Origin of the sequence: Dietzia aurantiaca, assembly GCF_021033825.1 — a bacterium.
GTDB classification, from domain to species: Bacteria; Actinomycetota; Actinomycetes; order Mycobacteriales; family Mycobacteriaceae; genus Dietzia; species Dietzia aurantiaca.
Window position 1 is genome coordinate 158,828 of sequence record NZ_JAIFXZ010000006.1, and the last position, 25,957, is coordinate 184,784.

General features: G+C 71.6%; 26 protein-coding genes and 1 pseudogene. 16 read left to right on the forward strand and 11 right to left on the reverse strand.

Going from position 1 to position 25,957, the window contains the following annotated elements; all coding sequences use genetic code 11:
* The first annotated feature begins 27 nt into the window (after positions 1 to 27).
* From K3888_RS08995 to K3888_RS09005, 3 genes are all read left to right on the forward strand, one after another.
* Positions 28 to 438: a rhodanese-like domain-containing protein gene (locus tag K3888_RS08995; protein ID WP_230929917.1), complete on the forward strand. Its 411-nt coding sequence runs from the start codon at positions 28 to 30 to the stop codon at positions 436 to 438.
* A 66-nt stretch (positions 439 to 504) separates the two neighbouring features.
* The gene (lysS, locus tag K3888_RS09000; protein WP_230929918.1) at positions 505 to 2,136 is read left to right on the forward strand and encodes a lysine--tRNA ligase; all 1,632 of its coding nucleotides are present in this window, start codon (positions 505 to 507) and stop codon (positions 2,134 to 2,136) included.
* A 1-nt stretch (position 2,137) separates the two neighbouring features.
* A complete protein-coding gene (locus tag K3888_RS09005; RefSeq protein ID WP_269075010.1) occupies positions 2,138 to 2,704 on the forward strand; it encodes a DUF6518 family protein in 567 nt (188 codons plus the stop codon).
* A gap of 13 nt (positions 2,705 to 2,717) precedes the next feature.
* On the opposite strand, the gene K3888_RS09010 is transcribed toward K3888_RS09005, so the two are convergent.
* Positions 2,718 to 3,506 (reverse strand): L,D-transpeptidase, encoded by a 789-nt coding sequence (locus K3888_RS09010; RefSeq protein WP_230929920.1) that lies wholly within the window; start codon positions 3,504 to 3,506, stop codon positions 2,718 to 2,720.
* Positions 3,507 to 3,579: 73 nt separating this feature from the next.
* A complete protein-coding gene (locus K3888_RS09015; RefSeq protein WP_230929921.1) occupies positions 3,580 to 4,209 on the reverse strand; it encodes a DUF1801 domain-containing protein in 630 nt (209 codons plus the stop codon).
* A 115-nt stretch (positions 4,210 to 4,324) separates the two neighbouring features.
* On the opposite strand from K3888_RS09015, the gene K3888_RS17635 reads away from it, so the two are divergent.
* Positions 4,325 to 4,951 carry a L,D-transpeptidase gene (locus K3888_RS17635; protein ID WP_269074980.1) on the forward strand — a complete coding sequence of 209 codons (627 nt, stop codon included), beginning with the start codon at positions 4,325 to 4,327 and terminating at the stop codon, positions 4,949 to 4,951.
* 22 nt (positions 4,952 to 4,973) lie between these two features.
* On the opposite strand, the gene K3888_RS09025 is transcribed toward K3888_RS17635, so the two are convergent.
* Together K3888_RS09025 and hrpB are read right to left on the reverse strand one after the other, a co-directional pair.
* Positions 4,974 to 5,531, reverse strand: coding sequence for a hypothetical protein (locus K3888_RS09025; RefSeq protein ID WP_230929922.1), 558 nt, complete (start codon positions 5,529 to 5,531; stop codon positions 4,974 to 4,976).
* A 122-nt stretch (positions 5,532 to 5,653) separates the two neighbouring features.
* Positions 5,654 to 8,218 (reverse strand): ATP-dependent helicase HrpB, encoded by a 2,565-nt coding sequence (gene hrpB, locus K3888_RS09030; protein ID WP_230929923.1) that lies wholly within the window; start codon positions 8,216 to 8,218, stop codon positions 5,654 to 5,656.
* Positions 8,219 to 8,428: 210 nt separating this feature from the next.
* Between hrpB and K3888_RS09035 the strand changes: the two genes are divergently transcribed.
* Positions 8,429 to 11,086: an ATP-dependent Clp protease ATP-binding subunit gene (locus K3888_RS09035; protein ID WP_230929924.1), complete on the forward strand. Its 2,658-nt coding sequence runs from the start codon at positions 8,429 to 8,431 to the stop codon at positions 11,084 to 11,086.
* A gap of 438 nt (positions 11,087 to 11,524) precedes the next feature.
* Here the strand turns inward: K3888_RS09035 and K3888_RS09040 are convergent, their stop codons facing one another.
* A complete protein-coding gene (locus K3888_RS09040) occupies positions 11,525 to 12,049 on the reverse strand; it encodes a flavin reductase family protein (protein WP_230929925.1) in 525 nt (174 codons plus the stop codon).
* Between the two features lie 106 nt (positions 12,050 to 12,155).
* The gene (locus tag K3888_RS09045; RefSeq protein ID WP_230929926.1) at positions 12,156 to 13,331 is read right to left on the reverse strand and encodes an ROK family transcriptional regulator; all 1,176 of its coding nucleotides are present in this window, start codon (positions 13,329 to 13,331) and stop codon (positions 12,156 to 12,158) included.
* A 146-nt stretch (positions 13,332 to 13,477) separates the two neighbouring features.
* On the opposite strand from K3888_RS09045, the gene K3888_RS09050 reads away from it, so the two are divergent.
* The 4 genes from K3888_RS09050 to K3888_RS09065 all read left to right on the forward strand — a co-directional run bounded on the left by K3888_RS09050 (position 13,478) and on the right by K3888_RS09065 (position 17,491).
* Positions 13,478 to 14,737: an LLM class flavin-dependent oxidoreductase gene (locus K3888_RS09050; RefSeq protein ID WP_230929927.1), complete on the forward strand. Its 1,260-nt coding sequence runs from the start codon at positions 13,478 to 13,480 to the stop codon at positions 14,735 to 14,737.
* Positions 14,738 to 14,852: 115 nt separating this feature from the next.
* Positions 14,853 to 15,686, forward strand: coding sequence for an ABC transporter permease (locus K3888_RS09055; RefSeq protein WP_372459554.1), 834 nt, complete (start codon positions 14,853 to 14,855; stop codon positions 15,684 to 15,686).
* Positions 15,687 to 15,716: 30 nt separating this feature from the next.
* On the forward strand, positions 15,717 to 16,448 hold the full coding sequence (locus K3888_RS09060) for an ABC transporter ATP-binding protein (protein WP_230929928.1): 732 nt from the start codon (positions 15,717 to 15,719) through the stop codon (positions 16,446 to 16,448).
* Positions 16,445 to 17,491 (forward strand): ABC transporter substrate-binding protein, encoded by a 1,047-nt coding sequence (locus K3888_RS09065; RefSeq protein WP_230929929.1) that lies wholly within the window; start codon positions 16,445 to 16,447, stop codon positions 17,489 to 17,491. Before K3888_RS09060 ends, K3888_RS09065 begins: the two co-directional genes overlap by 4 nt.
* A gap of 20 nt (positions 17,492 to 17,511) precedes the next feature.
* On the opposite strand, the gene K3888_RS09070 is transcribed toward K3888_RS09065, so the two are convergent.
* The 3 genes from K3888_RS09070 to K3888_RS09080 form a co-directional block, all read right to left on the reverse strand.
* The gene (locus K3888_RS09070; protein ID WP_230929930.1) at positions 17,512 to 17,904 is read right to left on the reverse strand and encodes a DedA family protein; all 393 of its coding nucleotides are present in this window, start codon (positions 17,902 to 17,904) and stop codon (positions 17,512 to 17,514) included.
* Between the two features lie 45 nt (positions 17,905 to 17,949).
* Complete coding sequence (locus K3888_RS09075) at positions 17,950 to 18,258, reverse strand: antibiotic biosynthesis monooxygenase family protein (protein WP_230929931.1); 309 nt, start codon at positions 18,256 to 18,258, stop codon at positions 17,950 to 17,952.
* A 91-nt stretch (positions 18,259 to 18,349) separates the two neighbouring features.
* Positions 18,350 to 19,234, reverse strand: a complete 885-nt coding sequence (locus K3888_RS09080; RefSeq protein ID WP_308281949.1) for an iron-sulfur binding domain-containing protein — start codon at positions 19,232 to 19,234, stop codon at positions 18,350 to 18,352.
* 38 nt (positions 19,235 to 19,272) lie between these two features.
* Here K3888_RS09080 and K3888_RS09085 point away from each other — a divergent pair, with 38 nt between their 5' ends.
* Together K3888_RS09085 and K3888_RS09090 are read left to right on the forward strand one after the other, a co-directional pair.
* Complete coding sequence (locus K3888_RS09085) at positions 19,273 to 19,926, forward strand: carbonic anhydrase (protein ID WP_230929932.1); 654 nt, start codon at positions 19,273 to 19,275, stop codon at positions 19,924 to 19,926.
* Positions 19,927 to 19,982: 56 nt separating this feature from the next.
* The gene (locus K3888_RS09090; RefSeq protein WP_230929933.1) at positions 19,983 to 20,648 is read left to right on the forward strand and encodes a hypothetical protein; all 666 of its coding nucleotides are present in this window, start codon (positions 19,983 to 19,985) and stop codon (positions 20,646 to 20,648) included.
* Positions 20,649 to 20,656: 8 nt separating this feature from the next.
* Here K3888_RS09090 and disA read toward each other — a convergent pair whose 3' ends face one another.
* Together disA and K3888_RS09100 are read right to left on the reverse strand one after the other, a co-directional pair.
* Positions 20,657 to 21,772, reverse strand: coding sequence for a DNA integrity scanning diadenylate cyclase DisA (gene disA, locus K3888_RS09095; RefSeq protein ID WP_269075014.1), 1,116 nt, complete (start codon positions 21,770 to 21,772; stop codon positions 20,657 to 20,659).
* Between the two features lie 10 nt (positions 21,773 to 21,782).
* The gene (locus K3888_RS09100) at positions 21,783 to 22,355 is read right to left on the reverse strand and encodes a hypothetical protein (RefSeq protein ID WP_230929934.1); all 573 of its coding nucleotides are present in this window, start codon (positions 22,353 to 22,355) and stop codon (positions 21,783 to 21,785) included.
* Between the two features lie 198 nt (positions 22,356 to 22,553).
* Between K3888_RS09100 and K3888_RS09105 the strand changes: the two genes are divergently transcribed.
* From K3888_RS09105 to K3888_RS09125, 5 genes and pseudogenes are all read left to right on the forward strand, one after another.
* Positions 22,554 to 23,048: a CarD family transcriptional regulator gene (locus K3888_RS09105; protein WP_230929935.1), complete on the forward strand. Its 495-nt coding sequence runs from the start codon at positions 22,554 to 22,556 to the stop codon at positions 23,046 to 23,048.
* Between the two features lie 16 nt (positions 23,049 to 23,064).
* Positions 23,065 to 23,838 (forward strand): 2-C-methyl-D-erythritol 4-phosphate cytidylyltransferase, encoded by a 774-nt coding sequence (gene ispD / locus K3888_RS09110; protein ID WP_230929936.1) that lies wholly within the window; start codon positions 23,065 to 23,067, stop codon positions 23,836 to 23,838.
* Positions 23,835 to 24,317 carry a 2-C-methyl-D-erythritol 2,4-cyclodiphosphate synthase gene (gene ispF / locus K3888_RS09115; RefSeq protein ID WP_230929937.1) on the forward strand — a complete coding sequence of 161 codons (483 nt, stop codon included), beginning with the start codon at positions 23,835 to 23,837 and terminating at the stop codon, positions 24,315 to 24,317. Before ispD ends, ispF begins: the two co-directional genes overlap by 4 nt.
* A gap of 63 nt (positions 24,318 to 24,380) precedes the next feature.
* Positions 24,381 to 25,805, forward strand: a complete 1,425-nt coding sequence (gene cysS, locus K3888_RS09120) for a cysteine--tRNA ligase (protein WP_230929938.1) — start codon at positions 24,381 to 24,383, stop codon at positions 25,803 to 25,805.
* A 1-nt stretch (position 25,806) separates the two neighbouring features.
* Positions 25,807 to 25,957, forward strand: a pseudogene (locus tag K3888_RS09125) (23S rRNA (guanosine(2251)-2'-O)-methyltransferase RlmB); the annotation flags it as partial.

A 25,957-nucleotide genomic window follows, 5' to 3' on the forward strand; every position in this document is an offset into this window, starting at 1 on the left:
AGAGCTGCAACCCACCGGGAGAAGATCATGACCGCCGCCTTCACCACCGCGACCCTCTCGACCACCGTCACCGCCGCGGACTACGCGGTGGCCGTCCGGGCCGGCGCCCTCGTGGTGGACATCCGCTCCCGCGCGCAGCGTGAGCGGCAGGGGGTGCTGGCCGGGGCCATCGCAGTGGAAGCCCGCCCGGTGGTGGACCTGCTCGATCCGTCCTCGGCCGCGCCGCTGGCCGCCGTGGCCGGCGGTCGGCAGGTGATGCTGGTGAGTGACGACGGACTGGACGCGGAGCTGTTCGCTCTCGAGTTGGCGTCCCGCGGGGTCCGCGGTATCCGTGCCGTCGACGGCGGCCACGAGGCATTGCGGTCCGCCCGCGCGCTCGGGCTGCTCACCGACGCGGACCACCTGATCCGCGAGCGGTCCGCGATCTCCGCGCACTGACGTCGCGGTTGAGGCCCCGGCCGTGGGTTCGGTCCCGCTGCACAGGGAGGACTATCCTCGGGAGTCGTGACTGACTCGACTTCCTCCGCGCCCGGGGCCGTCCAGGACGAGCCCGCCGACGACACCCCCGAGCAGCTGCGCATCCGCCGCGACAAGCGACAGCGCCTGCTCGAGTCCGGAGTGGAGGCGTACCCGGTCGACGTCCCCCGTACCCACGGGCTGACCGAGATCACCTCGGACCCGCGCTTCGCCGCACTCGAGCCGGGGGAGGAGACCGACGTCGTGGTCTCCGTGACCGGCCGTGTGCTCTTCGTGCGCAACACCGGCAAGCTCTGCTTCGTGCGCCTGCAGGACGGGATCGACCCGGCCGCGGACCTGTCCGCCCCGGCGGTCGACGGTGAGGTGGGCGGATTCACCCCGCAGCTGCAGGCCATGCTCTCGCTGGCCAACGTCGGCCAGGAGCGTCTCGACGCCTGGAAGCAGGACGTCGACCTCGGTGACCACGTCTCGGTGACCGGGCGGGTCGTGCGCTCCAAGCGCGGCGAGCTGTCGGTCATGGCCGATTCGTGGGTGCTCGCCGCCAAGTCGCTGCGCCCGTTGCCGGTCGCGCACAAGGAGATGAGCGAGGACACCCGGATTCGCCAGCGCTACACCGACCTCATCATGCGTGAGCAGGCCCGGCGGAACGCCCTGCTGCGCATCAAGGTCGTGCGGGCACTGCGCCACGCGCTCGAGCGCCGGGACTTCCTCGAGGTCGAGACGCCCATGCTGCAGACCCTGCACGGCGGCGCGGCGGCCCGACCGTTCGTCACCCACTCCAACGCGCTGGACCTGGACCTGTACCTGCGCATCGCCCCGGAGCTCTACCTCAAGCGCTGCGTCGTGGGCGGCATCGAGCGGGTCTTCGAGATCAACCGTAACTTCCGCAACGAGGGTGTCGACTCGTCGCACAGCCCCGAGTTCGCGATGCTCGAGACCTATCAGGCGTACGGCGACTACGACACGGCCGCCACGATGATCCGCGAGGTCATCCAGGAGGTGGCCACCGAGGTGTTCGGGTCGACCACGGTCACTCTCGTGGACGGCACCACCTATGACCTGGGTGGGCAGTGGCGCGAGATGAGGATGTACCCGTCGCTCAACGAGGCACTGCAGCGCAAGCACCCGGAGCTGGCCACCGCGGGCGCCGAGACGGTGACCGTCGATTCCGGCGTCGCCGAGCTGACCGCACTGGCCGGCAAGATCGGACTCGAGGTCCCCTCGGGCAAGGGCTGGCTGCACGGCAAGCTCGTCGAGGAGCTGTGGGAGCACCTGTGCGCCGACCAGCTGGACGGCCCGGTGTTCGTCCGCGACTTCCCCGTGGAGACCTCGCCGCTGACCCGCGACCACCGCACGGACCGTGGCGTCACCGAGAAGTGGGACCTGTACGTCCGCGGCTTCGAACTCGCGACCGCCTACTCCGAGCTCGTCGACCCGGTGATCCAGCGCCAGCGCTTCGAGGACCAGGCCCGGCTGGCCGCGGCCGGTGACGACGAGGCGATGGTCCTCGACGAGGACTTCCTCGCCGCGATGGAGCAGGGCATGCCGCCGTCTGCCGGCCTGGGCATGGGCATCGACCGCCTGCTCATGGCGCTGACCGGTCTCGGGATCCGCGAGACGATCCTGTTCCCGATGGTCAAGCCGCTTCCGCGCGACTGACCTGACAGTCGCCCGGGTGACAGCACGCGCGCTGGTTCTCGGGCTGGTCTCCGGTGTGCTGCTCACCGTGACCCATCGGTTGCTGCCCGATCAGTGGGCGGTCCTGGCCGGGACGAGCGCGCTCTGGGGCGTGGTCTCCCTCTTCGCCGGCCGTCGGCTCGGTGGGCGAACCGTCCACGGGGCGGCCGCGGGTCTGACCGCGATGGTCGGCGTGCTGATTCCCTGGCTCGCGATCCATGCGGTCTCCACGCCCCCGGCCGAACTCGCGCTGTGGATGATCGTGGGTCCGGTCGCCGGAGCGATCTGCGGCGCGGCCGGTGCGATGTCCCGGATGCCCGGCCGGAGAGGAGCGCTCGCGGCCGGGGTGGTGCCAGGGATCGTCGGAGGCGAGGCGGTCTACGGTCTGCTGCTGATCGGTGGGCCTGCCTGGGGTCTCGAGTCGGTCCTGGCCGCAGGGCTCCTGGTGGCGGTGTCCCGTCGGGGCGGCCGGTTGCGCGCGCTCGGGTCGGCGGCGGTCCTGGTCGCCCTGGCCGCCGCGGCGTGCGTGGTCTACGACTCGATCCCGTGAGGAAGGGGACGCCTCAGAATGCGACGACCTCGTCCCCGACCTTCAGGTGCTCGAAGAAGTGGGCGGCGGCGTGGTGCCCCAGGTGGATGCAGCCGTGTGACGGCTCGTCGAGCCGTCCCTCGTGGAACGCGATGCCGCTGACCGTGAAGTACGTCGAGAACGGCATCGGGGAGTCGAACGGGATGCTGTGGTCGTGACGGACGTGCCGCAGGACGTGGTGCGAGCCGCGGACCGTCTCGTGGCCGGGCCGGCCCGTGGTGATGGGGACCGGGCCGTAGGTGACGCGGCCGCCGTCGACCATCCAGGCCTGCTTGCCGTCGACGTCGATGCAGGCCCGGGCGGTCGGCGGGCATTGTGGCGGGGCGATCGCCGGCTCGGCCTCCGGGGAGTTCGCGACGGGGGCGCCCGGGCCGTAGCCGAGCATCGTCTCCCGGGTCATCCGCTCTGCCTCCGCCGGGTCGGCGGGCGACTGCGAGAGCACGTCACGCGCGATGAGATCGACGTTCGTGAGGTGCTCGGGCTGGTCCTGCTCGAGGAGGACCTGCCGGGCCACCGAGCGGATCAGCAGGGGATCCACGGAGACGGGCTGCGGGGACTCCTCGAGGACGGCAGGGGCGGCGGAGCCCGCCGCAGAGGCAGGGGATGCGGCGGTGGTCGCGGCGGCCGGGGCGACCGCGGTGGTGTCCTCGGGATCCGTGTTCCCTGCCCCCACTGCGGCCCCGGCGACCGCCGCCCCGACGACCGTCGCGGCGCCGAGCGCGGCGAGGTGGTTGCGGCGGACGGGCCGGTGCTCGGAAGGCATGGGGCCACCCTATCGCTGACGCGTCCACGCGTGGCCCCGCGCGGGGCCGCCCCAGAGCCATGCCGGCCCCCGGTCAGTGTTCTCCGCCGCGGGCCCACCCGGCCGCGATCATCTCCCGCAGCACCTGCTCGTCGATGCGTGCGAGGCGCGTGAGGTAGAGGCACCCCTTGCCGGTTCTGTGCGGGCCCAACCGTCCGAGGACAGCCGGGTCGTCGGGCAGGATCCCGTACAACGAGAGCGCCGATGCCCGGGGACTGAACCCCACCCGGAAGGAGTCACCCTCGCGGCCGGAGTCGTAGACATAGTGGTGGTGCCCGTACCCGACCATCGACGGGCCCCACAGGACGGGTTCCTCGCCGGTCTCCTCGCCGAACAGTTCCAGCAGCCGCAGCCCGTCCTCGACACGCCGGGCGGTCGGCAGACCCTCGATCCAGGCGCGCGGGGAGCCGCCGGACGCCGCGAGCGTGGTGTTGTCGTTGCGGCCGGTGGGGCGTGGCCTCGCGACCGGGTCGGTGAACGCCAGCCCGGCACCGGCGAGCGCGTCGCGGAGCACCCCCAGCTGGGCCGGGCCGATCCCGTGGAGGGCCAGCACCTCTCCTTCGGCCCGGCCGTCGAGTTGCCGGAGGTCGGTGATCCCGGCCGCGGCGAGAGCCCGCGCCGCGGGGGCGGACAGGCGGGGCAGGGGTAGCGGCGTGTCGGACATGGGGAGACGCTAGCCCACGGGCGGCCGGCCGGCTCGGCACTGAGGGTGTGCTGAGATCGGACTGTGACTCCTCGGTGCGCGGCCGGGTGACCCGCGCCGGGCATAATCAGCGCACATGACACGCTTCCTCCCGCGCGCGGTGCTCGCGGTCGCCGCCGCCGTGGCACTGGCGGTATCCGCGGCTCCCGCCGCCTCCGCCCAGCTGCCGCTGCCGGTCCCACCGGAGATCGAGCAGGCGATCACGCAGGCGCAGGCCGGCTCGGCGCAGGCCGACCACGATGCGCGCACCTCGATCGGCGGGGCCCTGGAATCCGCCGGATTCACGCCGCCGCCGGGATTCGTCCCGCCGGCGCCCGCGGCACCCGCGCCGTCGGTCCCGCCGGACGAGACCCCGCAGAGCCCGTGTCCGCGCACGGCCGACGCATGTGTGGATCTGGGCGGCGAACGCACGTGGCTGCAGGCCGACGGTCGGCTGAGCTACGGGCCGGTACGGATGTCCCACGGAAAGGCCGGCTGGGAGACGCCGACCGGCACCTACCAGGTCACCCGTAAGGTTCGCCACGAGGTGAGCCGCCTGTTCGACAACGCGCCGATGCCGTACTCCGTCTACTTCGTGGGCGGGATCGCCTTCCACGAGGGCGACCCGGCGATCGACTCCCACGGCTGCATTCGCATGGACCAGCCGGCGGCGGCCACCTACTTCGAGCGCCTCGAGGTGGGCGACACCGTGGTGGTGTTCTGACGGCCCCTCGTCCGGGCCTCTGTCACCGATCGTGATGGTGGGGACGGGCCGACTCCACGTCCGGAAAGATGTACTCGGCCGACCGGGCGGCCCACGCCGACCCGCCGGTCACCAGTAGGAACCCGAGCGCTGCGACGAACGGCCCGTAGGACATGGCCGCGCCGGACGGCAGCCCGGACAGCAACGGCTCACCCGCGCCCGTGGACGACACCAGCGTCCACATGAACGCCAGGTGGGCGAGCAGGATGATGCCGCCGACCAACGCCCCGGCCATCGCGAACGCACCGAGTCGGGTGGCCGCGGTGACGGCCACGAGGAACAGAAGCACCACCAGGCCCAGGAAGAGGACGGGTGCCACGCTGCGCACGTCGATGATCTCGGTGATGCCCAGCGCGGTGATCTGCGAGCCGCCGCCGGTGGTCAGCCACGGGAGATAGAGGCTGAGCAGTGCCAGAGCCAGCCCGACCGCCGCGGCCAGCGCGCCGATCCGGTTGGTGACGTGGGGGACGATCCGTGTCCGCGCCGGAGCTCTGGTGGGGAGCGCCGCGCGATGGGGTGCGGGGTGCGTGTATGCGGTCATCGTGATCACCCTTCCGGCAGAATTCGCCTGCAGTGGTATGTCTCACATCCTACGGCCGATTTCGGCCCGAATCTACCGTTGGGACGCCCGTTATGGTATTGGGACTGCCGCGGCGGGAGCGGTCAGCGCTTCCGGTTGGTGTGCCGTGTCGGTTCGGCGGTCATCGGATCCTCGGGCCACGGGTGTTTCGGGTACCGCCCGCGCATCTCCGCCCGCACCCCGGGGTAGGCCTCGCGCCAGAAGAAACCCAGATCGCGGGTCACCGCGAGGGGGCGTCCGGCGGGGGAGAGGAGATGCACCGTGACGGGGACGCGCCCGCCGCAGATCCGCGGGGAGGTGGTCCAGCCGAAGCACTCCTGCAGCTTGGCGGCCAGGACGGGGGCGCCGTCCGACCCGGGCTCGGGATAGTCCACGCGGTACGACGACGACGAGGGCACCTGCAGCCGCTCCGGCACCAGCTCGTCGAACGACCCGGCCTCGGGCCAGGGCAACAGTCGCTTCAGCGCCGGGCCGAGGGCCCGGCCCGCGATCGTCGAGCCCTGCGCGAGGGCGGCGATCTCCGGCCCGAGCCATTCGTCCAGACGCGCGGCGAGGCCGGCCGCGGACACGTCGGGCCAGGGCTCACCGAGCTCGCGGCGGGCCAGCGCGAGGCGACACCACAGGGCGAGGGCGTCGTCATCGGGGCCCAGGGCCGGGAACCCGCCGGCCCGGACCGTGGCCGAGACCGCCTCGACGGCCGCAGCGTGTGAGGGCCGCACAGGTGTAGAGGAGAGTTCGATCGCACCGAGACGCCGGACACGGCGGCCGGTCAGTGTACGGCCGTCGAAGTGGGCGGTCTCGTCGTCGTCGACAAGAGGGGACGCCGCGTCGAGCGCGTCGTCCCGACTGATCGCGGCGGCCCCGCGGATCACCGCCCCGGCCTCTCCCGCGGCGCGCCCGGCGGCGCGGCCGACCTCCGCCACGGCCAGCCATTCCCGGCCGACCAGCGCCGAGCCGGGCGGCAACACCGCGCCGGTCCCGGAGGCGAAGGTGTACTGGTCACCTCGGCGGCGTGCGACCCGGTCGGGGTGGGCGAGCGCGATCACCAACCCCGTAGCGTCCTCCCGCCCGTCGTGCCCGCCCGCGGGTCTGCCTGCGGCACGACCCTCGCGCGCGATTCGCTCCATCCGGCGCGCCTGCTGCTGCCACGCCCGCGCGTCCGGTGCCCGACCCGACCGCAACGCGCGCAGGTCCGCGGCCAGGTCACCGCCCGGGGAACGCCGGTCCGAGGCCAGCAGCGCCACCACCTCACCCGCGGCCCGCGGGCCGACCAGTGACGCCCCGTCGAGCAGGGCGCGGGCGTGACGCGGATCGGCTGGCACCCGCGCCAGGTCCCGGCCCCGGTCGGTGGCCCGGCCGTCGGCATCGAGTGCGCCGAGGCCGCGCAGCACCGACTCCGCGCGGGCCAGCTCCCCGACCGGCGGGCCGTCCGGCAGGGACAGACCCTCGCCGCGCGGCGCGCCCCAACACGCCACGTCGAGGGTGAAGGTCGTGAGATCGGACGTGGCGATGGCCGGGGAGCGATGCGACGGCAGGTGCGTGTACTCCTGCTCGCTCAGGCACCGCACCGCCCGGCCCGGGCCCAGTCGTGCGGCGCGTCCGGCGCGCTGGACGCACGAATCCCGCGACGCCGACACGGTCACCAGGCCGGTCATGTCGCGGGCGGTGTCCCGGCGCGGCTCGCGGCTCAGGCAGGCGTCCACCACCACCCGCACGCCCGGCACCGTCAGCGAGGACTCGGCGAGATCCGTGGAGACGACCACGCGCGGACGCGACCCGCCGCCGGCGCGGCCCGGGCCCGACACCGCACGGTCCTGCGCCGCCGGGTCGAGCCCGCCGTGCAGCGGCAGGATCTCGGCGGCCTCGCTGAGCCGGGCCGACAGCAGGCGCACCACCCGCTCGATCTCGCGCACCCCCGGCAGGAACACCAGGGTGTCGTGGCCGCTCGCGCGGACCTCGTCGGCGGTCACCGTCGCGACGTGTTCGAGGAACCCGTCGGTCACCCCGCGCGCGTCGAGCCTGGGCGCGGACGGCGGTGCGTAGCGGACCTCCAGGGGGTGCAGGACGGCCGGGACGTCGACGACCGGAGCGGGGGCGCGCCCGTCACCGGTGCTCCCGCCGAGCAGGCGGGCGAAGCGGTCCGCCTCGACCGTCGCGGACATCGCCACCACCGGCAGGTCCTCGCGCAGCTGGCGCAACTCGCACAGCAGGGCGAAGGCGAGGTCGGACTCCACATCGCGTTCGTGGACCTCGTCGAGCACCACCGCGCCCACGCCCGGCAGGTCGGGATCGGAGATCAGTCGGCGCACCAGCACGCCCGGTGTCACGAACTCCACCCGCGTGTCACGGCCGACCGTCGAGTCCCCGCGCACCGAATAACCCACCGGCCCGCCGGGCTCCGTGCCGGTCAGGCGGGCCAGGCGGCGGGCCGCGGACCGGGCGGCCACGCGGCGGGGCTGCGTCACCACCACCCGCCCGGCCACGCCGTCGGCCACCGCGACGGCCGGCGGCACCAGCGTCGTCTTGCCCGTACCCGGGGGCGCCTGGACGACCGCGGTGCCGGTCGCGGCGAGGGCCTCGCGCAGCGCCGGCAGGGCGTCGGCGAACGGCAGCCCGCTGCCGATCAGATCCAGGTCGAACCGGGTCATCGGGCGGTCGTGGTGGGGTCCGGGGCCATGGCAATGACCCTAGACTTCCTCCGCGTTCGCGCGCGTTCGCTGACGGCGTACACGATTCGGCAATGATTACCCCACCTGCGGCGTTGAACACACATGACAGGTCGACTGCCACTCCTGTGGCTCCGGTCGACGAACCGGGCCACTAGAGTGGTGCAAACCCGAGGAATGTGAGGTAGCACGATGTTCGAACGGTTTACCGACCGCGCGCGTCGCGTCGTCGTCCTGGCCCAGGAAGAGGCCAGGATGCTCAACCACAACTACATCGGTACCGAGCACATTCTGCTCGGGCTCATCCATGAGGGCGAGGGTGTAGCGGCCAAGGCCCTCGAGTCCCTCGGGATCTCGCTGGAGGCCGTGCGTAGCCAGGTCGAGGAGATCATCGGTCAGGGCCAGCAGGCGCCCAGCGGGCACATCCCGTTCACGCCGCGTGCCAAGAAGGTGCTCGAGCTGAGCCTGCGCGAGGCCCTGCAGCTCGGCCACAACTACATCGGTACCGAGCACATCCTGCTCGGTCTCATCCGCGAGGGCGAGGGCGTGGCCGCCCAGGTGCTGGTCAAGCTCGGCGCCGACCTCACGCGGGTGCGCCAGCAGGTCATTCAGCTGCTCTCCGGCTACCAGGGCAAGGAGGCCGAGGCCACGGGCGCCCCGGCCGGCACCGGTGGACGCGAGTCCGGCACGCCGTCGTCGTCGACGGTCCTGGACCAGTTCGGCCGCAACCTCACCCAGGCCGCCATGGAGGGCAAGCTCGACCCGGTCGTCGGTCGCGCCAAGGAGGTGGAGCGCATCATGCAGGTGCTCTCCCGGCGCACCAAGAACAACCCGGTCCTCATCGGTGAGCCCGGCGTGGGTAAGACCGCCGTGGTCGAGGGCCTGGCCCAGGCGATCGTCAACAACGAGGTCCCCGAGACGCTCAAGGACAAGCAGCTGTACTCGCTGGACCTGGGCTCGCTCGTGGCCGGTTCCCGTTACCGCGGTGATTTCGAGGAGCGCCTGAAGAAGGTGCTCAAGGAGATCAACCAGCGCGGCGACATCATCCTGTTCATCGACGAGATCCACACGCTCGTCGGTGCCGGTGCCGCCGAAGGGGCGATCGACGCCGCGTCGATCCTCAAGCCCAAGCTGGCCCGCGGTGAGCTGCAGACCATCGGTGCCACCACGCTGGACGAGTACCGCAAGCACATCGAGAAGGACGCGGCGCTCGAGCGTCGTTTCCAGCCCGTGCAGGTGCCTGAGCCAAGTGTCGAGTTGTCGATCGAGATCCTCAAGGGTCTGCGGGACCGCTACGAGGCGCACCACCGCGTTACCATCACCGACGCCGCACTGGCCGCGTCGGCCCAGCTGGCGGACCGGTACATCAACGACCGCTTCCTGCCGGACAAGGCGATCGACCTCATCGACGAGGCCGGTGCCCGCATGCGCATCAAGCGGATGACGGCCCCGCCGGACCTCCGCGAGTTCGACGAGAAGATCGCGGAGGCCCGCCGCGAGAAAGAGTCCGCGATCGACGCGCAGGACTTCGAGAAGGCCGCCGGCCTGCGGGACACGGAGAAGAAGCTCATCGCCGAGCGCTCCGAGCGTGAGAAGCAGTGGCGGGCGGGCGACATGGACGTGGCCGCCGTGGTGGACGAGGAGCAGATCGCCGAGGTTCTGGGCAACTGGACCGGCATCCCCGTCTTCAAGCTCACCGAGGAGGAGACCACCCGTCTGCTCCGCATGGAGGACGAGCTGCACAAGCGGATCATCGGCCAGGAGGACGCCATCAAGGCGGTCTCGCGGGCCATCCGCCGGACGCGCGCCGGGCTCAAGGATCCCAAGCGCCCGTCGGGTTCGTTCATCTTCGCCGGCCCCTCGGGTGTTGGTAAGACGGAGCTGTCCAAGGCGCTGGCGAACTTCCTGTTCGGTGAGGATGACGCGCTCATCCAGATCGACATGGGTGAGTTCCACGACCGCTTCACTGCCTCGCGGCTCTTCGGCGCGCCCCCCGGCTACGTGGGCTACGAGGAGGGCGGCCAGCTCACGGAGAAGGTGCGACGCAAGCCGTTCTCGGTGGTCCTGTTCGACGAGATCGAGAAGGCTCACTCGGAGATCTACAACACCCTCCTCCAGGTGCTCGAGGACGGCCGTCTCACCGACGGTCAGGGTCGCATGGTGGACTTCAAGAACACCGTGCTGATCTTCACCTCGAACCTGGGCACCAAGGACATCTCCAAGGCCGTGGGCATGGGCTTCTCCGGTATCGGGGAGCAGGATGCCGAGGGCCAGTACGAGCGGATGAAGCAGAAGGTCAACGACGAGCTGAAGAAGCACTTCCGCCCGGAGTTCCTCAACCGCATCGACGAGATCGTGGTGTTCCACCAGCTCACGCAGGACCAGATCGTCCAGATGGTCGAGCTCATGATCGGCCGCGTCCGTTCGGCCCTCAAGGCCAAGGACATGGACATCGAGGTCACCAACCGTGCGGAGCGGCTCCTGGCCAAGCGCGGATTCGACCCGGTGCTGGGCGCGCGACCGCTGCGTCGCACGATCCAGCGCGAGATCGAGGACACGCTGTCGGAGAAGATCCTCTTCGGCGAGGTCGCTGCCGGCGATCTGGTGACCGTGGACGTCGAGGGCTGGGACGGCGAGTCCGAGCGCACCGAGGACGCCAAGTTCACGTTCTCCGGCTCCCCGCGCCCGGACGCGCCCGAGGACCGCGAGGGCGAAGAGGTCACCGCCAGCGTCGCCCCCACGGGCGAGGCCGGACCGGGCGACTCCCTGCCGCCGAGCTCGGGTGGCTTCGGTGGCGGCGCCCCGGGCGGCCCCGCCGGCAGCGGCGGGGCGGCTCCCGCCACCAGCTGACCGCTCCCGAGATAGTCGCAACGGACGACCCCCGCCCTCACCGGCGGGGGTCGTCCCCATTTCGGCGCCGCTCCCGGCCCGCCACATCCGACTCGCGCCGCCGCAGCGAGCCTCCAGCCCCCGCCGCCCCCGGCCTGACGCCGCCCCCGAGGCCCGTCGAGTGGTCGATGATGCTGAGGTTCAGCAGTGCCCACCTGGGAATACGTGAATGGTATCGACCACGCGGCGAATGCAGAGCGGCATTCGGCGAGGCGCGTGAGCGGGCGGGCGTGACGACGGGGGAGTCACCCCGCTTTCCGCAGGTTCAGCCGGCGGTGGAGATGCCACGGGAGGATGCTGCGGCGTTGGGTGTGGAGCTGGACATCCAGACGAAGTGGGACTGAGCGAGGACGAGTGCACCGGCGGGGTCGAGCTCACCGAGCTGGTGGTGGCGCCCGGCTAGTGGGTGGAGCTCGATACCGAACGGAAGCCGCCGTCGAGGATCACCAGGGGATCGGCGGGCTCGTCGTCGAACCAGGCGTCGAGCAAGCGCGCGATCACCAGGACATGGTCGCCGGCGGGCACGAGTCGGTCAAGGGCGACCCGGAGTCGGACCCGTCCGCCGTGGAGCAGCGGTTCACCGGTCTCGGCGCGGGTCCACAGCGCCGTGTCGGCGAACCGCAGATGTGACGGCCCGGCAAAGCGGAGCGCGAGGTGCTCATCCCCTTCGCCGAGCAGATGCACGACAGCGGTGCGGGCCTCGAGAACGGCCGACAGGCTCGACGAGGATATCCCCACGTTGAAACTGATCAGGGCGGGCTCGGCGGACAAGCTCGAGGGGGACGACGCGGTGAAGCCGACGGGTCCGTCCGAACCGTCCAGGGTGACTATCGTGACGCCGGCCGGGTGCGTCCGCATCGCGCGCCGGTGGGTCTCCCGGGAGACGGACGGGCGGGCAGCGGACAACGACTGGTGTTCAGGCATGACGGAAGTCTGCGGCCAGCCCGCTACGGATGTCGAGACTTCTGTTCGCGGTGATGGAAAGTGCCCCCGCCGCGAAAGCAGACCACTACGGCGGCGGGGGTGGGCCCTACGATGCCGAGAGCGCTCTGGCTGCGAGCGCTGCCGTGGGGTCCGCGGATATCGCGTCCAGCGCGACCGCCATGGCGGCGAACTGCTGGATGCGGCCTCCTGCCGTCGAGACCCGCAGATCCGGCGCCGCGCCCACGAGACGGGTCTCCCGGGTCGCCCTGATCAGCGCCGACAGGTAGCGCGGATGGTCGGTGAAGGCCTGACCGCACAGGACGACGGCATCGGGCCGGGTGATGGAGGACAACAGGCCCACCAGTCGCCCCAGGACTGTGGCGCGCTCGACGAGGATCGCCTCCGCCACCGCATCCCGGCGTGCGTGCATGGCGAGTTCGGCCACCGATCCCACCTCTATGCCGTGGCGACCCGCAGCCCGGACCAGCCCGGAGTCGCCGACCACGTCCAGCAGGCCACCGCCACGGTCGTCGAGCAGTTCGGCGGCCCCGACGGGCAGGTGCGTCAGATCCGGGGAGCCCGCCCGCGGTTGGTGGACGACACCGTCGATCACGAGTGCGGAACCCAGATGCTCGCGCGCATAGACCACCAGCGTGGTGCCCTCGTGGGTCTCATGTCCCACCAACAGCTCGGTCGCGGCCATGGCCTCGACGTGCGGGGCCACCGAGAACGGCACACCGATTCGGTCAGCGAACAGGTCCGTGACGGGCACGTCCTCCCATCCGAGCAGGTCGTGGTCGATCCGCCCCGCCCCGGTGATCCGGGCGGCGGTGGCGATCCCGCCTCGCACCAGCCGGCGATCGCGGTAGCCGTCCAGAAGTCGGAACGCGACCGCGGTCAGCTCGTCGGCGATCCGCACCGGTTCACGGCCGGGCGTGCCGATCGCGTACTCGGACAGGATGCGGCACGCGAGGTCACACACCGCCACCACGCTGCGATGCAAGCCGATGTGTACCGCGACGGTCACCGGACCGGACGGGTCGATCTCCACCGGGATGCTCGGGCGTCCGACCGATCCGTCGTGCATCAGTTCGGGACGTTCTCGGATGACACCCGCGGCCGCCAGGGCGGAGGTCGCGCGTCCGACGGTCGCCACGGACAGTCCGGTCGTCGCTGCGATCTCGGGTCGGGAGACGGGCCCCCGGAACCGGATCGCCCGCATGACCCGCGCCGAGCTGATGTCTGAGAGACGCAGGGCGGCCACGGGGGACTGGATGGTCATGGCGGTGACAGTAACACGGATAATAGACAGAGCGGTCTGGTGCAGTTAAGGATTTCGTCCGCGGTGACCATAACGCTGGGCTTCCGGAGCCGGCCGGTTCCACGATGGGTCGGTCCGACACCGAGCCCCACCCCGAGGAGTCATCCGTGGTCACCCATCTGACCGACCCGACCGCCGTGAACGAGGATCTGCACTTTCACTGGTTCCTTCCCACATACGGCGATTCGCGAAACCTGGTGGCCGGAGGCCACGGCACCTTCATGTCGGGCGACCGGCCCGCCACCCTGCCGTACCTGCGGCAGATCGTGGCCGCGGCCGAGCACAACGGGTTCGAGTCACTACTCACGCCGACCGGCGCGTGGTGCGAGGACGCACTGCTGACCTCGGCGTTGCTCGCTGAGTCGAGCGAGCGCATCAAGTTCCTCGTGGCGTTGCGGCCCGGTCTGATGAGCCCCACCCTCGCCGCGCAGATGGCGACCACCTTCCAGTGGCAGACCCACGGCCGGCTGCTGCTCAACGTGGTCACCGGTGGGGAGTCCCGCGAACAGCGCGCCTACGGGGACTTCCTCGACAAGGAGAGCCGCTACGCCCGGGCGGACGAGTTCCTGGAGATCGTGCGCGGGCTGTGGTCCTCGCCGGAGCCGCTGTCGTTCGCGGGCGACCACCTCGCCGTCGTCGACTCCGTTCTGGGGCGCCGCCCCGACGCCGCCCCGTCGATTTTCTTCGGCGGTTCCTCCGCGGCCGGGATCCGCGTGGCCGCCCGCCACGCGGACACCTACCTGACCTGGGGCGAGCCCCCGGCCGCCGTCGCAGAAAAGCTCGACCGTGTCCGGGTGGCCGCTGCCGCGAACGGCCGAAAGCCGACCTTCGGCATCCGGCTCCACGTGATCTCCCGCGACACCTCGGAGCAGGCGTGGGCCGAGGCCGAGCGACTCCTGCGGGGAATCGACCCGGCAGACATCGAGCGCGTGCAGGAGTCCCTGCGTGCCAGTGAATCGGAGGGCCAGCGCCGGATGCTCGACCTCCACGGGGGCCGGGCCGACTCGCTGGAGATCGCGCCGAACCTCTGGGCCGGCGTCGGGCTGGTCCGCGGAGGCGCGGGTACGGCGCTCGTGGGATCGCACGAGGAGGTGGCCGACCGGATCGCCGAGTACGCGGAGCTGGGCCTGAGCCACTTCGTGTTCTCCGGGTATCCCCACCTGGAAGAGGCCTTCACCTTCGGCGAGGGCGTGCTCCCGGTGCTCGAGCGGCGCGGCCTGTGGACCCCGCCGCACGCCGTCGGCGGCCCCGGCCAACACCCCGGCGCCGTGCCGTTCACCGGCTCCGGATCCGGCAGCGCGGCCCCGGCCACCGCGTCGGCCCGCCCGGTCTCGCCCACCCGAGAGCCCGCCCGTGTCGGCGGCTGACCCACTGGAGAGGAGACTGATCGTGACCACGACCGTACGTTCGCAGCCCGCCGCGGCACCACCGCCCGCCCCGTTCGGCTCCCCGGTGGACCCCCCGGGCACGGCATCGCCCGCAATCACACCCACGAGTACTCGGCCGGGCCCGGCCACGAACGGGTCCGCGCCGCGCCGCGCCGGGAGAAGATCACGACGACGACAACGACGCCGTGGTCTCAGCTGGCTGCGGTGGCTGAGCCCGCTCGTCCTGATCGTGATCTGGCAGGTGGCCGCGGCCACCGGGGTCCTGCCTGAGCGGACGTTGCCGGCGCCCCAGCTCATCGCCGAATCCGCGGTCGAACTCCTGGCGTCCGGGGAGATCGTGGACGCCCTGGCCGTGTCGAGTGTTCGTGTCCTGCAGGGCTTCACCCTGGGAGCGGTCGCGGGACTCGTGCTGGGAGTCCTGGTGGGCACGTCCCGGTACGCGGACGCGATTCTCGACCCGCCGCTGCAGATGCTCCGAGCACTGCCCCACCTGGGACTGATCCCGCTGTTCATCCTGTGGTTTGGTATCGGTGAGGCGCCCAAGGTGCTGCTCATCGCACTGGGTGTGGTGTTCCCCATCTACCTCAACACCGCCTCGGGGCTGCGCCAAGTCGACCCGAAGCTACTCGATATGGCCACCGTGTTCGGCTTGTCACAACGGCAGCGGCTGATCGAGGTGGTCCTGCCGTCCATCGCGCCGCAGGTGCTGGTGGGGGTACGGCAGTCGCTGGCGATCGCGTGGCTCACGCTCATCGTGGCCGAGCAGCTCAACGCCACCACCGGCTTGGGATACCTCATCATGAACGCCCGCGACTTCTTCCGGATCGACGTGATCATCGTGGGGCTGGTCGTCTACGCCCTGCTGGGGATCACCACCGACGCCCTCGTCCGTGCCGCCGAGGCCCGGGCGTTGCGGCACTACCGCTGACGACCGCCCACACTTCCCTGGAGGACATCCATGCCCACTACTCTCACCCCGGCCGGGGCGCTACACGATGTCACCCGGCAGTTCGATGGCACCACGGTTCTCGACGGGCTCGACCTGGAGATCCCGCGCGGACGGATCGTCGCGCTGCTCGGCCGCAGCGGGAGCGGCAAATCGACCGCGCTCCGGATCCTGGCCGGGCTCGACCACGACCACGGCGGCACCGCCCACATCGACGGGGCTCCCGCCGTGGTGTTCCAGGACGCCCGCCTGCTGCCGTGGCGCACCGTCGCCGCCAACGTGCGCCACGGGCTCAACCGGGTCGACGCAAGCCGGGCCGAGAAGACCGCCCGGGTGTCGCAGATGCTCGACGAGGTGGGGCTGGCCGGCCGGGAGGACGCTTACCCGGGCGAGCTGTCCGGCGGGCAGGCCCAGCGCACGTCGCTGGCCCGGGCGCTCGTCGCCGAGCCCTCACTGCTGTTGCTCGACGAACCCTTCGGTGCGCTCGACGCGCTCACGCGGCGCACCATGCACGACCTGTTGCTGCGACTGTGGCGCCGCCACGGACTGGGCATCCTGCTGGTCACTCACGACATCGACGAGGCGATCGCGCTGGCCGACAGGGTGCTCGTGCTTGACCACGGCGCCGTTGCACACACCGAGACCATCGACCGGCCCCGCGACGGCGGGCGCGTTGGTCACCACCGACGATCACTTCTCGACGCCCTGGGCGTCGACCACTCAGACGAGGACTATTCGATATGACGACCACCGTTTCCGATATCCGTAGGCGACACTCGATACTGATCGCACTCCTCACGCTGGCGGCGGTCGTGATGATCGCCGGCGCGGGGTGCGCCAGCCGGGAATCGCAGGCCCAGGCGCCCGTCCCGGACCGGGTGGACCCGGCGGAGCTGTCCGACCTCGTGCTGCGGGTGGGGGACCAGAAGGGTGGCACGGAGGCGCTGCTGACCGCGTCAGGGCAACTCGACGACCTGCCATACCGGGTGGAGTTCTCCACCTTCACCTCCGGACCGCCGCAGATCGAGGCGCTCAACGCCGGGCAGATCGACGTGGCTGTCACCGGGAACACCCCGCCCGTGTTCGGGGCCGCGGCCGGGGCGCGCGCGTCCGTCGTGTCCGCCTACGCCAACGACGGGGAGGGCGACCAGATCCTCGTCCCGGCCGACTCGGACGCGCAGTCCGTGGCGGACCTGGCCGGCCGGAAGGTGTTGGTGGCCAAGGGCACCTCCGCCCACGGCCACCTGCTGCTGCAGCTCCGTAAGGCCGGGGTCGACCCGGAGGACGTGGAGCTGGTGTACCTCCAGCCCGCCGAAGCGGGGTCGGCGTTCTCCCGCGGCGACGCTGACGCGTGGGCCATCTGGGACCCGTACACCGCCATCACCCAGACCACCTCCGATGCCCGCACGCTCACCACCGCGGCCGGGACGACCAACGGGTTCGGGTTCGGCGTGGCGTCTGACGAGGCCCTGGCGGACCCGCGACGGCAGACCGCGATCGCCGACCTGCTGGTCCGGATCGCCGAGGCAGGGAAGTGGGCGGCAGAGGACCCGACCGGGTGGGCGGACTACTACGGAGAGGCCGTGGGCATCTCACCGGAGGCGGCCGAACTCTCGCAGGGCCGTAGTAGCCGGGTGCCGGTCGCGCTGGCGGACACGATCGCCAGCGAACAGGAACTGGCCGACGTGTTCGCAGAGGACGGCCAGATCAACGCCGTCGACGTGAAGGCACTGGCGGACGAGCGGTTCGCGGACGACCTGGCGCCCGTGGTGGGCCCACTGCCCTGAACTGAGCCGGGCTGACCAGGTCAGGCGGCGATCCGGTCCCAGAGGGCCGCGATCGCCGCCCAGCCGACCATGCCGACGGTGGAGTAGAGCAACGCCCAGAGCACACACCCCACGGTCACGGCCGGGAGGTAGCGGCGTAGCGGCATGACGGTGAAGCCGGCGCTGAAGTTGATCGCCGTCTGGATGCCGACCGTCAGGAACGACAGTGGCACCGCGACCACGCCGTAGCGAGCGGAGAGCCGCTGGGCGCGCTTCATGGTCGGCCCGTCGAGGCGACGGGCGAGCCTGTCGCTGAGCCGACCCCCGCTCAGCGCGCCCCGGCCCAGCCAATAGGTGGCGTTGGCCCGCAACATCACGATCAGGAACAAGGTGCCGAAGGCCAGGGCGAACGGCAGTTCGGCGATCCGGTCCATGGGCGGGCGGCGATGCGGGGTGCGGTCAGGTCACGTCAGGTCTGGTCAGCCGGCGGGCTTGACGTCCATGACCACGTCGAACTCCAGCAGGTTCGCGCCGTCGGCGACAGGCTTGCCGTGCTGACCCGCGTGGGCCGCGCGGGCGTCGCCGTCGCGCCACGCCTCGAACGACGCGTCGTCCTCCCACGTCGTCACCACGAAGTAGCGAGTCTCTCCGCCGGTCGGGCGCAGCAGCTGGAACCCGAGGAAGCCCGGGGAGTTCTCGACGGTGTGCGCGCGCTCGGAGAACCGGCGCTCGAGCTCGGCACCGGCCTGCGGCGGGACGTTGAGGGCATTGATCTTCACGACGGCCATGTAGGACAGCCTACGCTTACCGGCGGACGAGCCGGGGCGGTGGCCTGACCGCGACGTGTGATCTCGTCGAGGTCGTATCGCGGGCGGCGCCTCAGGTCGGCAGTGAGTAGCGGCCCTCGACCTGCACCACGAGCCCGTCGTCGACAAGCGAGGCCAACGCCCGCGCACGTTGCACCTCGTCCGGCCACACCAGGTCGAGCCGCGCGGCGGTCGCGGTGCCGTCGCCGTCGCGCAGCACGTCGAGCAACATGCCGCGGACCTGACGGTCGGTCCCGGCGTACGTCTGGGCCTTCCGCCTGGGCCCGTCCCAGGCGGGCTTTCCGGCGGCAACCCACGCGCACGAGGAAGCGAGCGGGCAGGCGTCGCAGTCGGGGGAGCGGGCGGTGCACACGAGGGCGCCAAGTTCCATGATTGCGACGGAGAAGGCCACGGCGTCCTCACGCCGCGCGGGCAACAACGCCTCGACGGCGGCGAGGTCGCGACGGTTCGACGGCGGGCCCGCCTCGGCGAGCCCGTTGACGGCGCGTGCCACGACGCGCCGCACGTTGGTGTCCACCACGGGGACGGCCTGGCCGTGCGCGAAGCAGGCCACGGCGCGCGCCGTGTAGTCGCCGACGCCGGGCAGGGAGAGCAGGTCATCGACGTCGGTGGGAACCTCGCCCCCGAATGTGTCGACGACGACGACAGCGCACTCCCGCAGTCGCAACGCACGGCGCGGGTAGCCGAGTTTGCCCCACATGCGGATCACGTCCGCAGGGGCGGCCGCGGCGAGTTCGGCGGGTCCCGGCCACCGCGCCAGCCAGTCGCGCCAGACCGGCTCGACCCGGGCGACGGGCGTCTGCTGGCTCATCACCTCACACAGCAGGATCTCCCAGGCGCTCACGCCGTCCTCGCGCCACGGCAGGGCACGGCCGGCGCCGGAGAACCAGGAGATCAGGGCAGGGGTGTCGATGCCGTGGGCTGCGGTGGAGGTCACTGAGGGTCCTTCTGGGAAGCGGGTGCACAATATGAGCCATGCCTCATACCAACCCGATCAGCGCCTGGGCCTCGCTCCGCGACGGCAATCGTCGATTCGTCAACGGCGAGATGCGTCATCCCAGCCAGAATACCCAGCGGCGTGAGGACCTGGTCGCCGCGCAGCAACCCAAGGCCGTGTTGTTCGGCTGTTCGGACTCGCGGGTGGCGGCGGAGATCATCTTCGACCAGGGGTTGGGCGATATGTTCGTCATCCGTACCGCGGGCCACATCATCGACACCGCGGTCCTGGGGTCGATCGAGTACGCCGTGCACCTGCTGGAGACGCCGCTGATCGTGGTGCTCGGGCACGACAGTTGCGGCGGCGTCGCCGCGGCGGTCGAGGCGCTCAAGACCGGCGAGATCCCGCCCGGGTTCCTGCGCGATGTGGTCGAGAAGGTCTCCCCGTCGATCCTCAATGGCCGTCGCGAGGGCCTCACGACGACCGACGACCTCGAGGCGCGGCACATCCTGGAGACCGGTGAGTTGCTGGAGCAGAGGTCCAAGATCATCTCGGAGCGGGTGGCCGCCGGAAAGCTCGCGATAGTGGGCGTGACGTACAAGCTGGGCGACGGGCGAGCGTATCTGCGCAGCGTGATCGGCGACGTCGAGGACGTCCCGCACGGTCCCGGCGAGGAGATGGTCGCGGTCTGAGGGACACGCCGCGCCGCAGGTCGGGTGGGCGCGGGCTCGGATCTAGAGTTGGGCTCGTGCAAGAACCTCAGGGCCCCCTACCGCGCGAAGTCTATGTCCGCCGTCGTGTCGCGGCGGTCGTCGTCGCGGTCGTCGTCGTCCTGGCGGTGGTGGTGGCGCTCTTCCTGGCCTCCCGCGACACCGGGACGGACACCCAGGCGACGGCCGACGGCGGGGACCCGGATACGTCGGAGGCCGCAGAGACCACCGAGACCTCGACCACCGAGCCCACGGAGAGCGACAAGCCCGACGACGGCGGCGCGTCCCGCGGCCGTTGTGCCGACGAGGACCTGCGCCTGGACGTCTGGCCCGCCGGGCCGAACGTGCCGGTGGGCGAGGAGGTCCGCTTCTTCGTCAACGTCCTCAACACGTCCGAGACGACGTGCGACCGCGACCTGTCCGAGGCGCCGCTCTCGTTCGAGGTCTACCGGCTCGACGACAACACCAAGGTCTGGTCCAGCATCGACTGCACGACGCCCCGCGACGAGGACGAGGTCGAACTGCGCCCGAACGAGCCGGAGCCGCGCCAGATCGACTGGTCGGGCCGCCGTTCCGCCGAGGGCGCCTGTGCCGAGTCCGACCGCACGCCGGTCGAGGTGGGTTCCTACCAGGTTTACGCGCTGGTGGGCAACGTCTTCAGCCCGGCCGCGACCTTCAACGTTGTCGACGCGCCCGAGGCCTGAGGTCCGGGTCAGCCGGTGACGAGGCCGGTGAGCCGCTGCCGGACGTGCCGCGCCCACAGCGAGCCGACGCCCTCGACATCAGCGAAGTCCGCCTGCTCGGCCGCCAGTAGTGCCGACACCGAGCCGAACCGCTCCACGAGCGCCGCGATCTGTACCGGCCGCAACCGGGGGATGTGGGCGAGCATCCGGTAGCCGCGCGCCGAGACCTGGTCGTCCAGATCTTCGGGCTCGGCCGGTAGCCCGAGGCAGCGCGCGACGGGGCCGGGTAGCAGCAGGTCCGCGTCGGAGAGCACGGTGAGTCGCTCCAGCCCCGTCTCGACCTGCTCGGCGGTGGGCAGGGCCGGGGAATCCGCATCGGCGGGATCCATACCGGTCTGGTCCACCATCAGGTAGTCCGCGACAAGGCCCCAGAGCTCGTCCGGGGTGTCCGAGAGCAACTCCTCGAGCTGCAGCGTGGTCTGGCGCCCGTACTCACCCATCTCGACGGTCAGCTCGGCGAGCTCGGTCCCCAGTCGCTCCAGGCGGAGCAGGCGCTGGGCCATGGTGATCACGTCACGCACGGCCGCGTACCCGCCGATCTCCGCGCGATCGAGCCGGGCCCGGGCGCGGGCGGTGCGGGCGCCGTGACGCTCCATCGTGGCGACGGTCTGGTCGGCGCGGGCGAGAAGCACGACGGGATCAGCCAACACGCGGGCCTGCCCCGCGGCGTACACGGTCACTGTGGTCATGGATGCCGACACGGCGACCGCGGGGACACCGGTATGCCGGGCGGTCCGCTCCGCGGCGCGGTGACGGGTGCCCGTCTCCACGGCGGGGAGCGAGGGGTCGGGCACCAGATGGACATTGGCGCGGGTGATCCTCGTGCCGTCCGTGGACAGGACCACGGCGCCGTCCATCTTGCTCAGCTCGCGCAGGCGGGCCGGGGTGAACGGGACGTCGAGATCGACCCCGCCGTCACAGATGGACTGGACCGCGGGATCGTCCCCGAGTACGACGAGGCCGCCGGTTCCGCTACGCCGGATCCGGTCGAGCGCGTCGCGCAGCGGCGTGCCCGGGGCGAGGCGGCGGAGAACGCCGCGGACCTCGGCGTCGACGGGCGAGCCGTCAGCCGAGCGGGCGGACAGGGCGGACGTCTCAGTGCCCCTCGGACGGGGCGGCGGTCTCGGCCGGGCGGGTGTACTCGCCGATCTCGAGGGGCTCGGCCATCACGGCCGCGTCCAGCTCGATCCGCTCGCCGTTGCTGAAAGAGACGGTGGCGGGGACCGAGGTGCCGATGTGCAGCTCCTCGCCTCCGGGCAGCATCGCCGTGGCGTGCTCGAGGCAGACGTCGGCGGCCGGCGGCATGGGTGCGGCGTCCGGGCTGGCGTCGAAGACGATCGAGCAGCCACGCTCCATCGGCCGGGTGTCGCCGAGCTGTACCGGCATGCCGTCGACCTCGGCCGACTCGATGCCGATCGGGTCCTCCATGCCGTAGCCGGTGTACGAGGCCGCGAAGCCGACACGGGCCTCGCCGCCGTCCTGCGGGATGAGCACCTGGAAGTCGTTCACGGACAGATCGCCGGCCGAGCCACGGCCGCCGTCGACCGCGGCGACCTGGTTGGCGGTCTGCGACACCTGGCCGGATCCGCAGGCCGACGCCCCGAGGGCGGCGCCCACGGCCAGGACTACGAGCGCGGTGCGGCGCAGGCCGGTGTTCGGTGAAGTCACGTCAGGCTCCTCGGGGAATGGTCGTCTCTCAGGCCGGTCTCATCGTAGTCCACGGCCCCGCGCCATCGGTGCCGGAGTGGCCCCCTCGGGGGCGCCGGAATGCCTGGACAGGTCCAGCACGGTGCTGACCTGCGCAAACGGAAAACGCCGAGGCTGAGGGCGTGCTAAGATAGGTCAGTCGAAAGGGGAAAGCCACTCATGGAGTTCAAGGTCGGCGACACCGTCGTCTACCCGCATCACGGCGCCGCGACCATTCAGGCGATCGAGATGCGGACGGTCAAGGGCACCGAGAAGGAATACCTCGTCCTCAAGGTTTCGCAGGGCGATCTCACGGTCAAGGTCCCGGCCGAGAACGCCGAGTACGTCGGAGTGCGCGACGTGGTGGACCAGGCGGGCCTCGACAAGGTCTTCGAGGTCCTGCGCACCGAGCACGCGGAGGAGCCCACCAACTGGTCCCGCCGCTACAAGGCGAACGGCGAGAAGCTCGCCTCGGGCGATGTGAACAAGGTCGCCGAGGTCGTTCGTGACCTCTGGCGTCGCGATCTCGACCGTGGTCTGTCCGCGGGCGAGAAGCGCATGCTGGCCAAGGCCCGCCAGGTGCTCGTCGGTGAGCTCGCGCTCGCCGAGCGCGCGGACGAGGATCGCGCGGACGCGCTCCTCGACGAGGTGCTGGGCTCAGCGGCCCCCGCGTAATGCGGCACACCACCAGGTGACGCACCACGAATCGACCGGCCACCCCGCCCCTACGGGCAGGGTGGCCGCGGTCGTCCCCGCCGCCGGATCCGGCGTCCGTCTCGGCGCGGGGATCCCCAAGGCCTTCGTCGAGCTCGGGGGCCGCACCATGCTCGAACGGTCCGTGGCAGGGCTGCTCGCCTCGGGCGTCGTGGACGATGTGGTGGCCGTGGTGCCGGACGATCGCGTAGACGAGGCCGAGTCACTGCTGTCCCCCCTGCGGGTGGGCCGCCATGTCGTCGTCGTCACCACCGGCGGAGCCGAGCGCACCGACTCGGTGCGCAACGGCCTCGCGGCGCTGACCACCGCCCACGACGCGGCGACCGACGCGGCGGTCTACGACGTCCTGCTCGTCCACGACGCGGCGCGGTGCCTCACGCCCGCGGGGTCGATCCGACGCGTGGTCGAGGCGGTGCGCGCGGGCGAGGCCGCGGTGGTCCCCGTGCTCCCGGTCGTCGACACCGTCAAACAGGTCGATGCCGCGGGCCACGTGGTGGGCACCCCCGACCGCGCCGCCCTCCGCGCCGTCCAGACCCCGCAGGGCTTCGCGCCCGACGTGCTCCTCGCCGCCTACGACGCGGCCGGGGACGTGGCCACCGACGACGCGGGTCTGGCCGAGCGGCTCGGCCGACGCGTCGCCACCGTTCACGGCGCGGCGCTCGCGTTCAAGATCACCACCGCGGACGACCGCGCGCTCGCCGAATTCCACCTGCGGTCCCGACCGACCGCACAGCCCCAGGAGGACCCGTGACCGGACCCGTCATCCCCCGCGTGGGGATCGGCACCGACGCCCACCGCGTCGAGCCGGGCAAGCCCTGCATGATGGCCTGCCTGCATTTTCCCGACGATCACGGGTGTGAGGGCCACTCCGACGGCGACGTCGTGGCGCACTCGCTCGTCGACGCGCTGCTGTCCGCGGCGGGGCTCGGAGACCTCGGCACTCTGGTCGGGACCGGGCGGCCGGAGTACGACGACGTCTCCGGGGAGCAGCTCCTGCGCGAGGCCGTCCGCGAACTCGACAGGCAAGGCTGGACGATCGGCAACGGGGCCGTGCAGATGGTCGGCAACCGGCCCAAGATGGGGCCGCGGCGGGTCGAGGCCCAGGAGCGGCTGTCGGAGATCATCGGCGCGCCGGTGTCCGTCTCGGCCACCACGACCGACGGCATGGGCTACACCGGCCGCGGCGAGGGCGTGTCCGCCGTGGCCACCGCGCTGGTCTACCGGGCCTGAACTACCCCACACCCCGCGCGACGAGGCGGGCGCACGGCGCGGCCACCGGTAGACTCGGCCACCGTGACACTCCATCTATATGACACCGCCACCCGCTCCCTCCGGGAGTTCGCCCCCGTCCGGGAAGGGCACGCGTCTGTCTACCTCTGTGGAGCCACCCCGCAGTCCGCCCCACACATCGGGCACGTGCGCTCCGGCGTCGCATTCGACATCCTGCGGCGCTGGCTGCTGGCCGCCGGCTATGACGTGGCGTTCGTGCGCAACGTCACCGACATCGACGACAAGATCCTGACCAAGGCGGCCGAGAACGGCCGCCCCTGGTGGGAATGGGCCGCGACGCACGAGCGCGAGTTCACCCGCGCCTACGACGCGCTCGGAGTGCTGCCGCCGTCGACCGAGCCGCGGGCGACCGGGCACATGACCCAGATGATCGAGTACATGGAGCGGCTCATCGAGCGCGGCTACGCGTACCCGGCCGAGGGGTCGGTCTACTTCGACGTCGCCGCGTGGTCGGCGGCTCCGGAGGGCGACTACGGTCACCTGTCCGGGCACAAGCTCGACGAGGTGGACCAGGGGGAGTCCGCGGACCTGCGCGGTAAGCGCGACCCGCGCGATTTCGCGCTGTGGAAGGCGGCCAAGGACGGCGAGCCCAGCTGGCCCACCCCGTGGGGCGACGGTCGGCCCGGCTGGCACCTCGAGTGCTCGGCCATGGCCACCTGGTACCTCGGCGGCACCTTCGACATCCACGGCGGAGGCCTGGACCTGCAGTTCCCGCACCACGAGAACGAGGCCGCCCAGTCCCATGCCGCCGGCGACGGCTTCGCGCGGTACTGGCTGCACAACGGCTGGGTCACCATGGCCGGCGAGAAGATGAGCAAGTCGCTGGGCAACGTGCTCAGCGTGCCCAACATCCTCACCACGGTCCGGCCGGTCGAGCTGCGCTACTACCTGGGCAGCGCCCACTACCGCTCGATGCTGGAGTACTCGCCCGAGGCCCTGCAGGAGGCGGCGGCCGGCTATCGGCGCATCGAGGCGTTCGTGTGGCGGGTGAACGAGGCCATCGGCCCCGACACCGCGGTGTCCGTCGGGACGTGGACCGAGGGGTTCGCCGCCGCGATGGACGACGACCTGGGGGTGCCGGCCGCGCTGGCCGAGATCCACGGGCAGGTCCGGGCCGGCAACACCGCGCTGGCAGCCGGCGACATGGAGGCCGCGCTGGCCGCCGCCTCGTCCGTGCGGGCGATGGCCGGGGTACTGGGCGTGGATCCGCTCGACGCCCGGTGGGTTGCCGCCGGTGGGGGCGACGACGACACGGCCGTCGCGCTGGATCTTCTCGTACAGGCCGAGTTGGCGGCACGGCAGCAGGCTCGGGCGGACAAGGACTTCGCCACCTCGGACGCCATTCGTGACCGGCTGGTCGCGGCGGGCATCGACGTGGCTGACACTGCGGACGGCCAGAAGTGGTCGCTCGCCAACCGGAAGGACTGATATGGCGGGCAACTCGAGCCGGCGCGGAGCGATCCGCAAGAGCGGCACGAAGAAGGGACAGGTCGTCGGTTCCGGCGGCCAGCGTCGTCGTGGACTGGAGGCGCGTGGCGCCACCCCCAAGGCGGAGGACCGGACCTATCACGCGGCCCACC

Coding starts and splice junctions, on each gene's coding strand:
- K3888_RS08995 (WP_230929917.1), top strand. CDS start 28: ATGACCGCCGCCTTCACCACCGCGACCCTCTCGACCACCGTCACCGCC.
- K3888_RS09010 (WP_230929920.1), bottom strand. CDS start 3,506: ATGCCTTCCGAGCACCGGCCCGTCCGCCGCAACCACCTCGCCGCGCTC.
- K3888_RS09015 (WP_230929921.1), bottom strand. CDS start 4,209: ATGTCCGACACGCCGCTACCCCTGCCCCGCCTGTCCGCCCCCGCGGCG.
- K3888_RS17635 (WP_269074980.1), top strand. CDS start 4,325: ATGACACGCTTCCTCCCGCGCGCGGTGCTCGCGGTCGCCGCCGCCGTG.
- K3888_RS09025 (WP_230929922.1), bottom strand. CDS start 5,531: ATGACCGCATACACGCACCCCGCACCCCATCGCGCGGCGCTCCCCACC.
- hrpB (WP_230929923.1), bottom strand. CDS start 8,218: ATGACCCGGTTCGACCTGGATCTGATCGGCAGCGGGCTGCCGTTCGCC.
- K3888_RS09035 (WP_230929924.1), top strand. CDS start 8,429: ATGTTCGAACGGTTTACCGACCGCGCGCGTCGCGTCGTCGTCCTGGCC.
- K3888_RS09040 (WP_230929925.1), bottom strand. CDS start 12,049: ATGCCTGAACACCAGTCGTTGTCCGCTGCCCGCCCGTCCGTCTCCCGG.
- K3888_RS09045 (WP_230929926.1), bottom strand. CDS start 13,331: ATGACCATCCAGTCCCCCGTGGCCGCCCTGCGTCTCTCAGACATCAGC.
- K3888_RS09060 (WP_230929928.1), top strand. CDS start 15,717: ATGCCCACTACTCTCACCCCGGCCGGGGCGCTACACGATGTCACCCGG.
- K3888_RS09065 (WP_230929929.1), top strand. CDS start 16,445: ATGACGACCACCGTTTCCGATATCCGTAGGCGACACTCGATACTGATC.
- K3888_RS09070 (WP_230929930.1), bottom strand. CDS start 17,904: ATGGACCGGATCGCCGAACTGCCGTTCGCCCTGGCCTTCGGCACCTTG.
- K3888_RS09075 (WP_230929931.1), bottom strand. CDS start 18,258: ATGGCCGTCGTGAAGATCAATGCCCTCAACGTCCCGCCGCAGGCCGGT.
- K3888_RS09085 (WP_230929932.1), top strand. CDS start 19,273: ATGCCTCATACCAACCCGATCAGCGCCTGGGCCTCGCTCCGCGACGGC.
- K3888_RS09105 (WP_230929935.1), top strand. CDS start 22,554: ATGGAGTTCAAGGTCGGCGACACCGTCGTCTACCCGCATCACGGCGCC.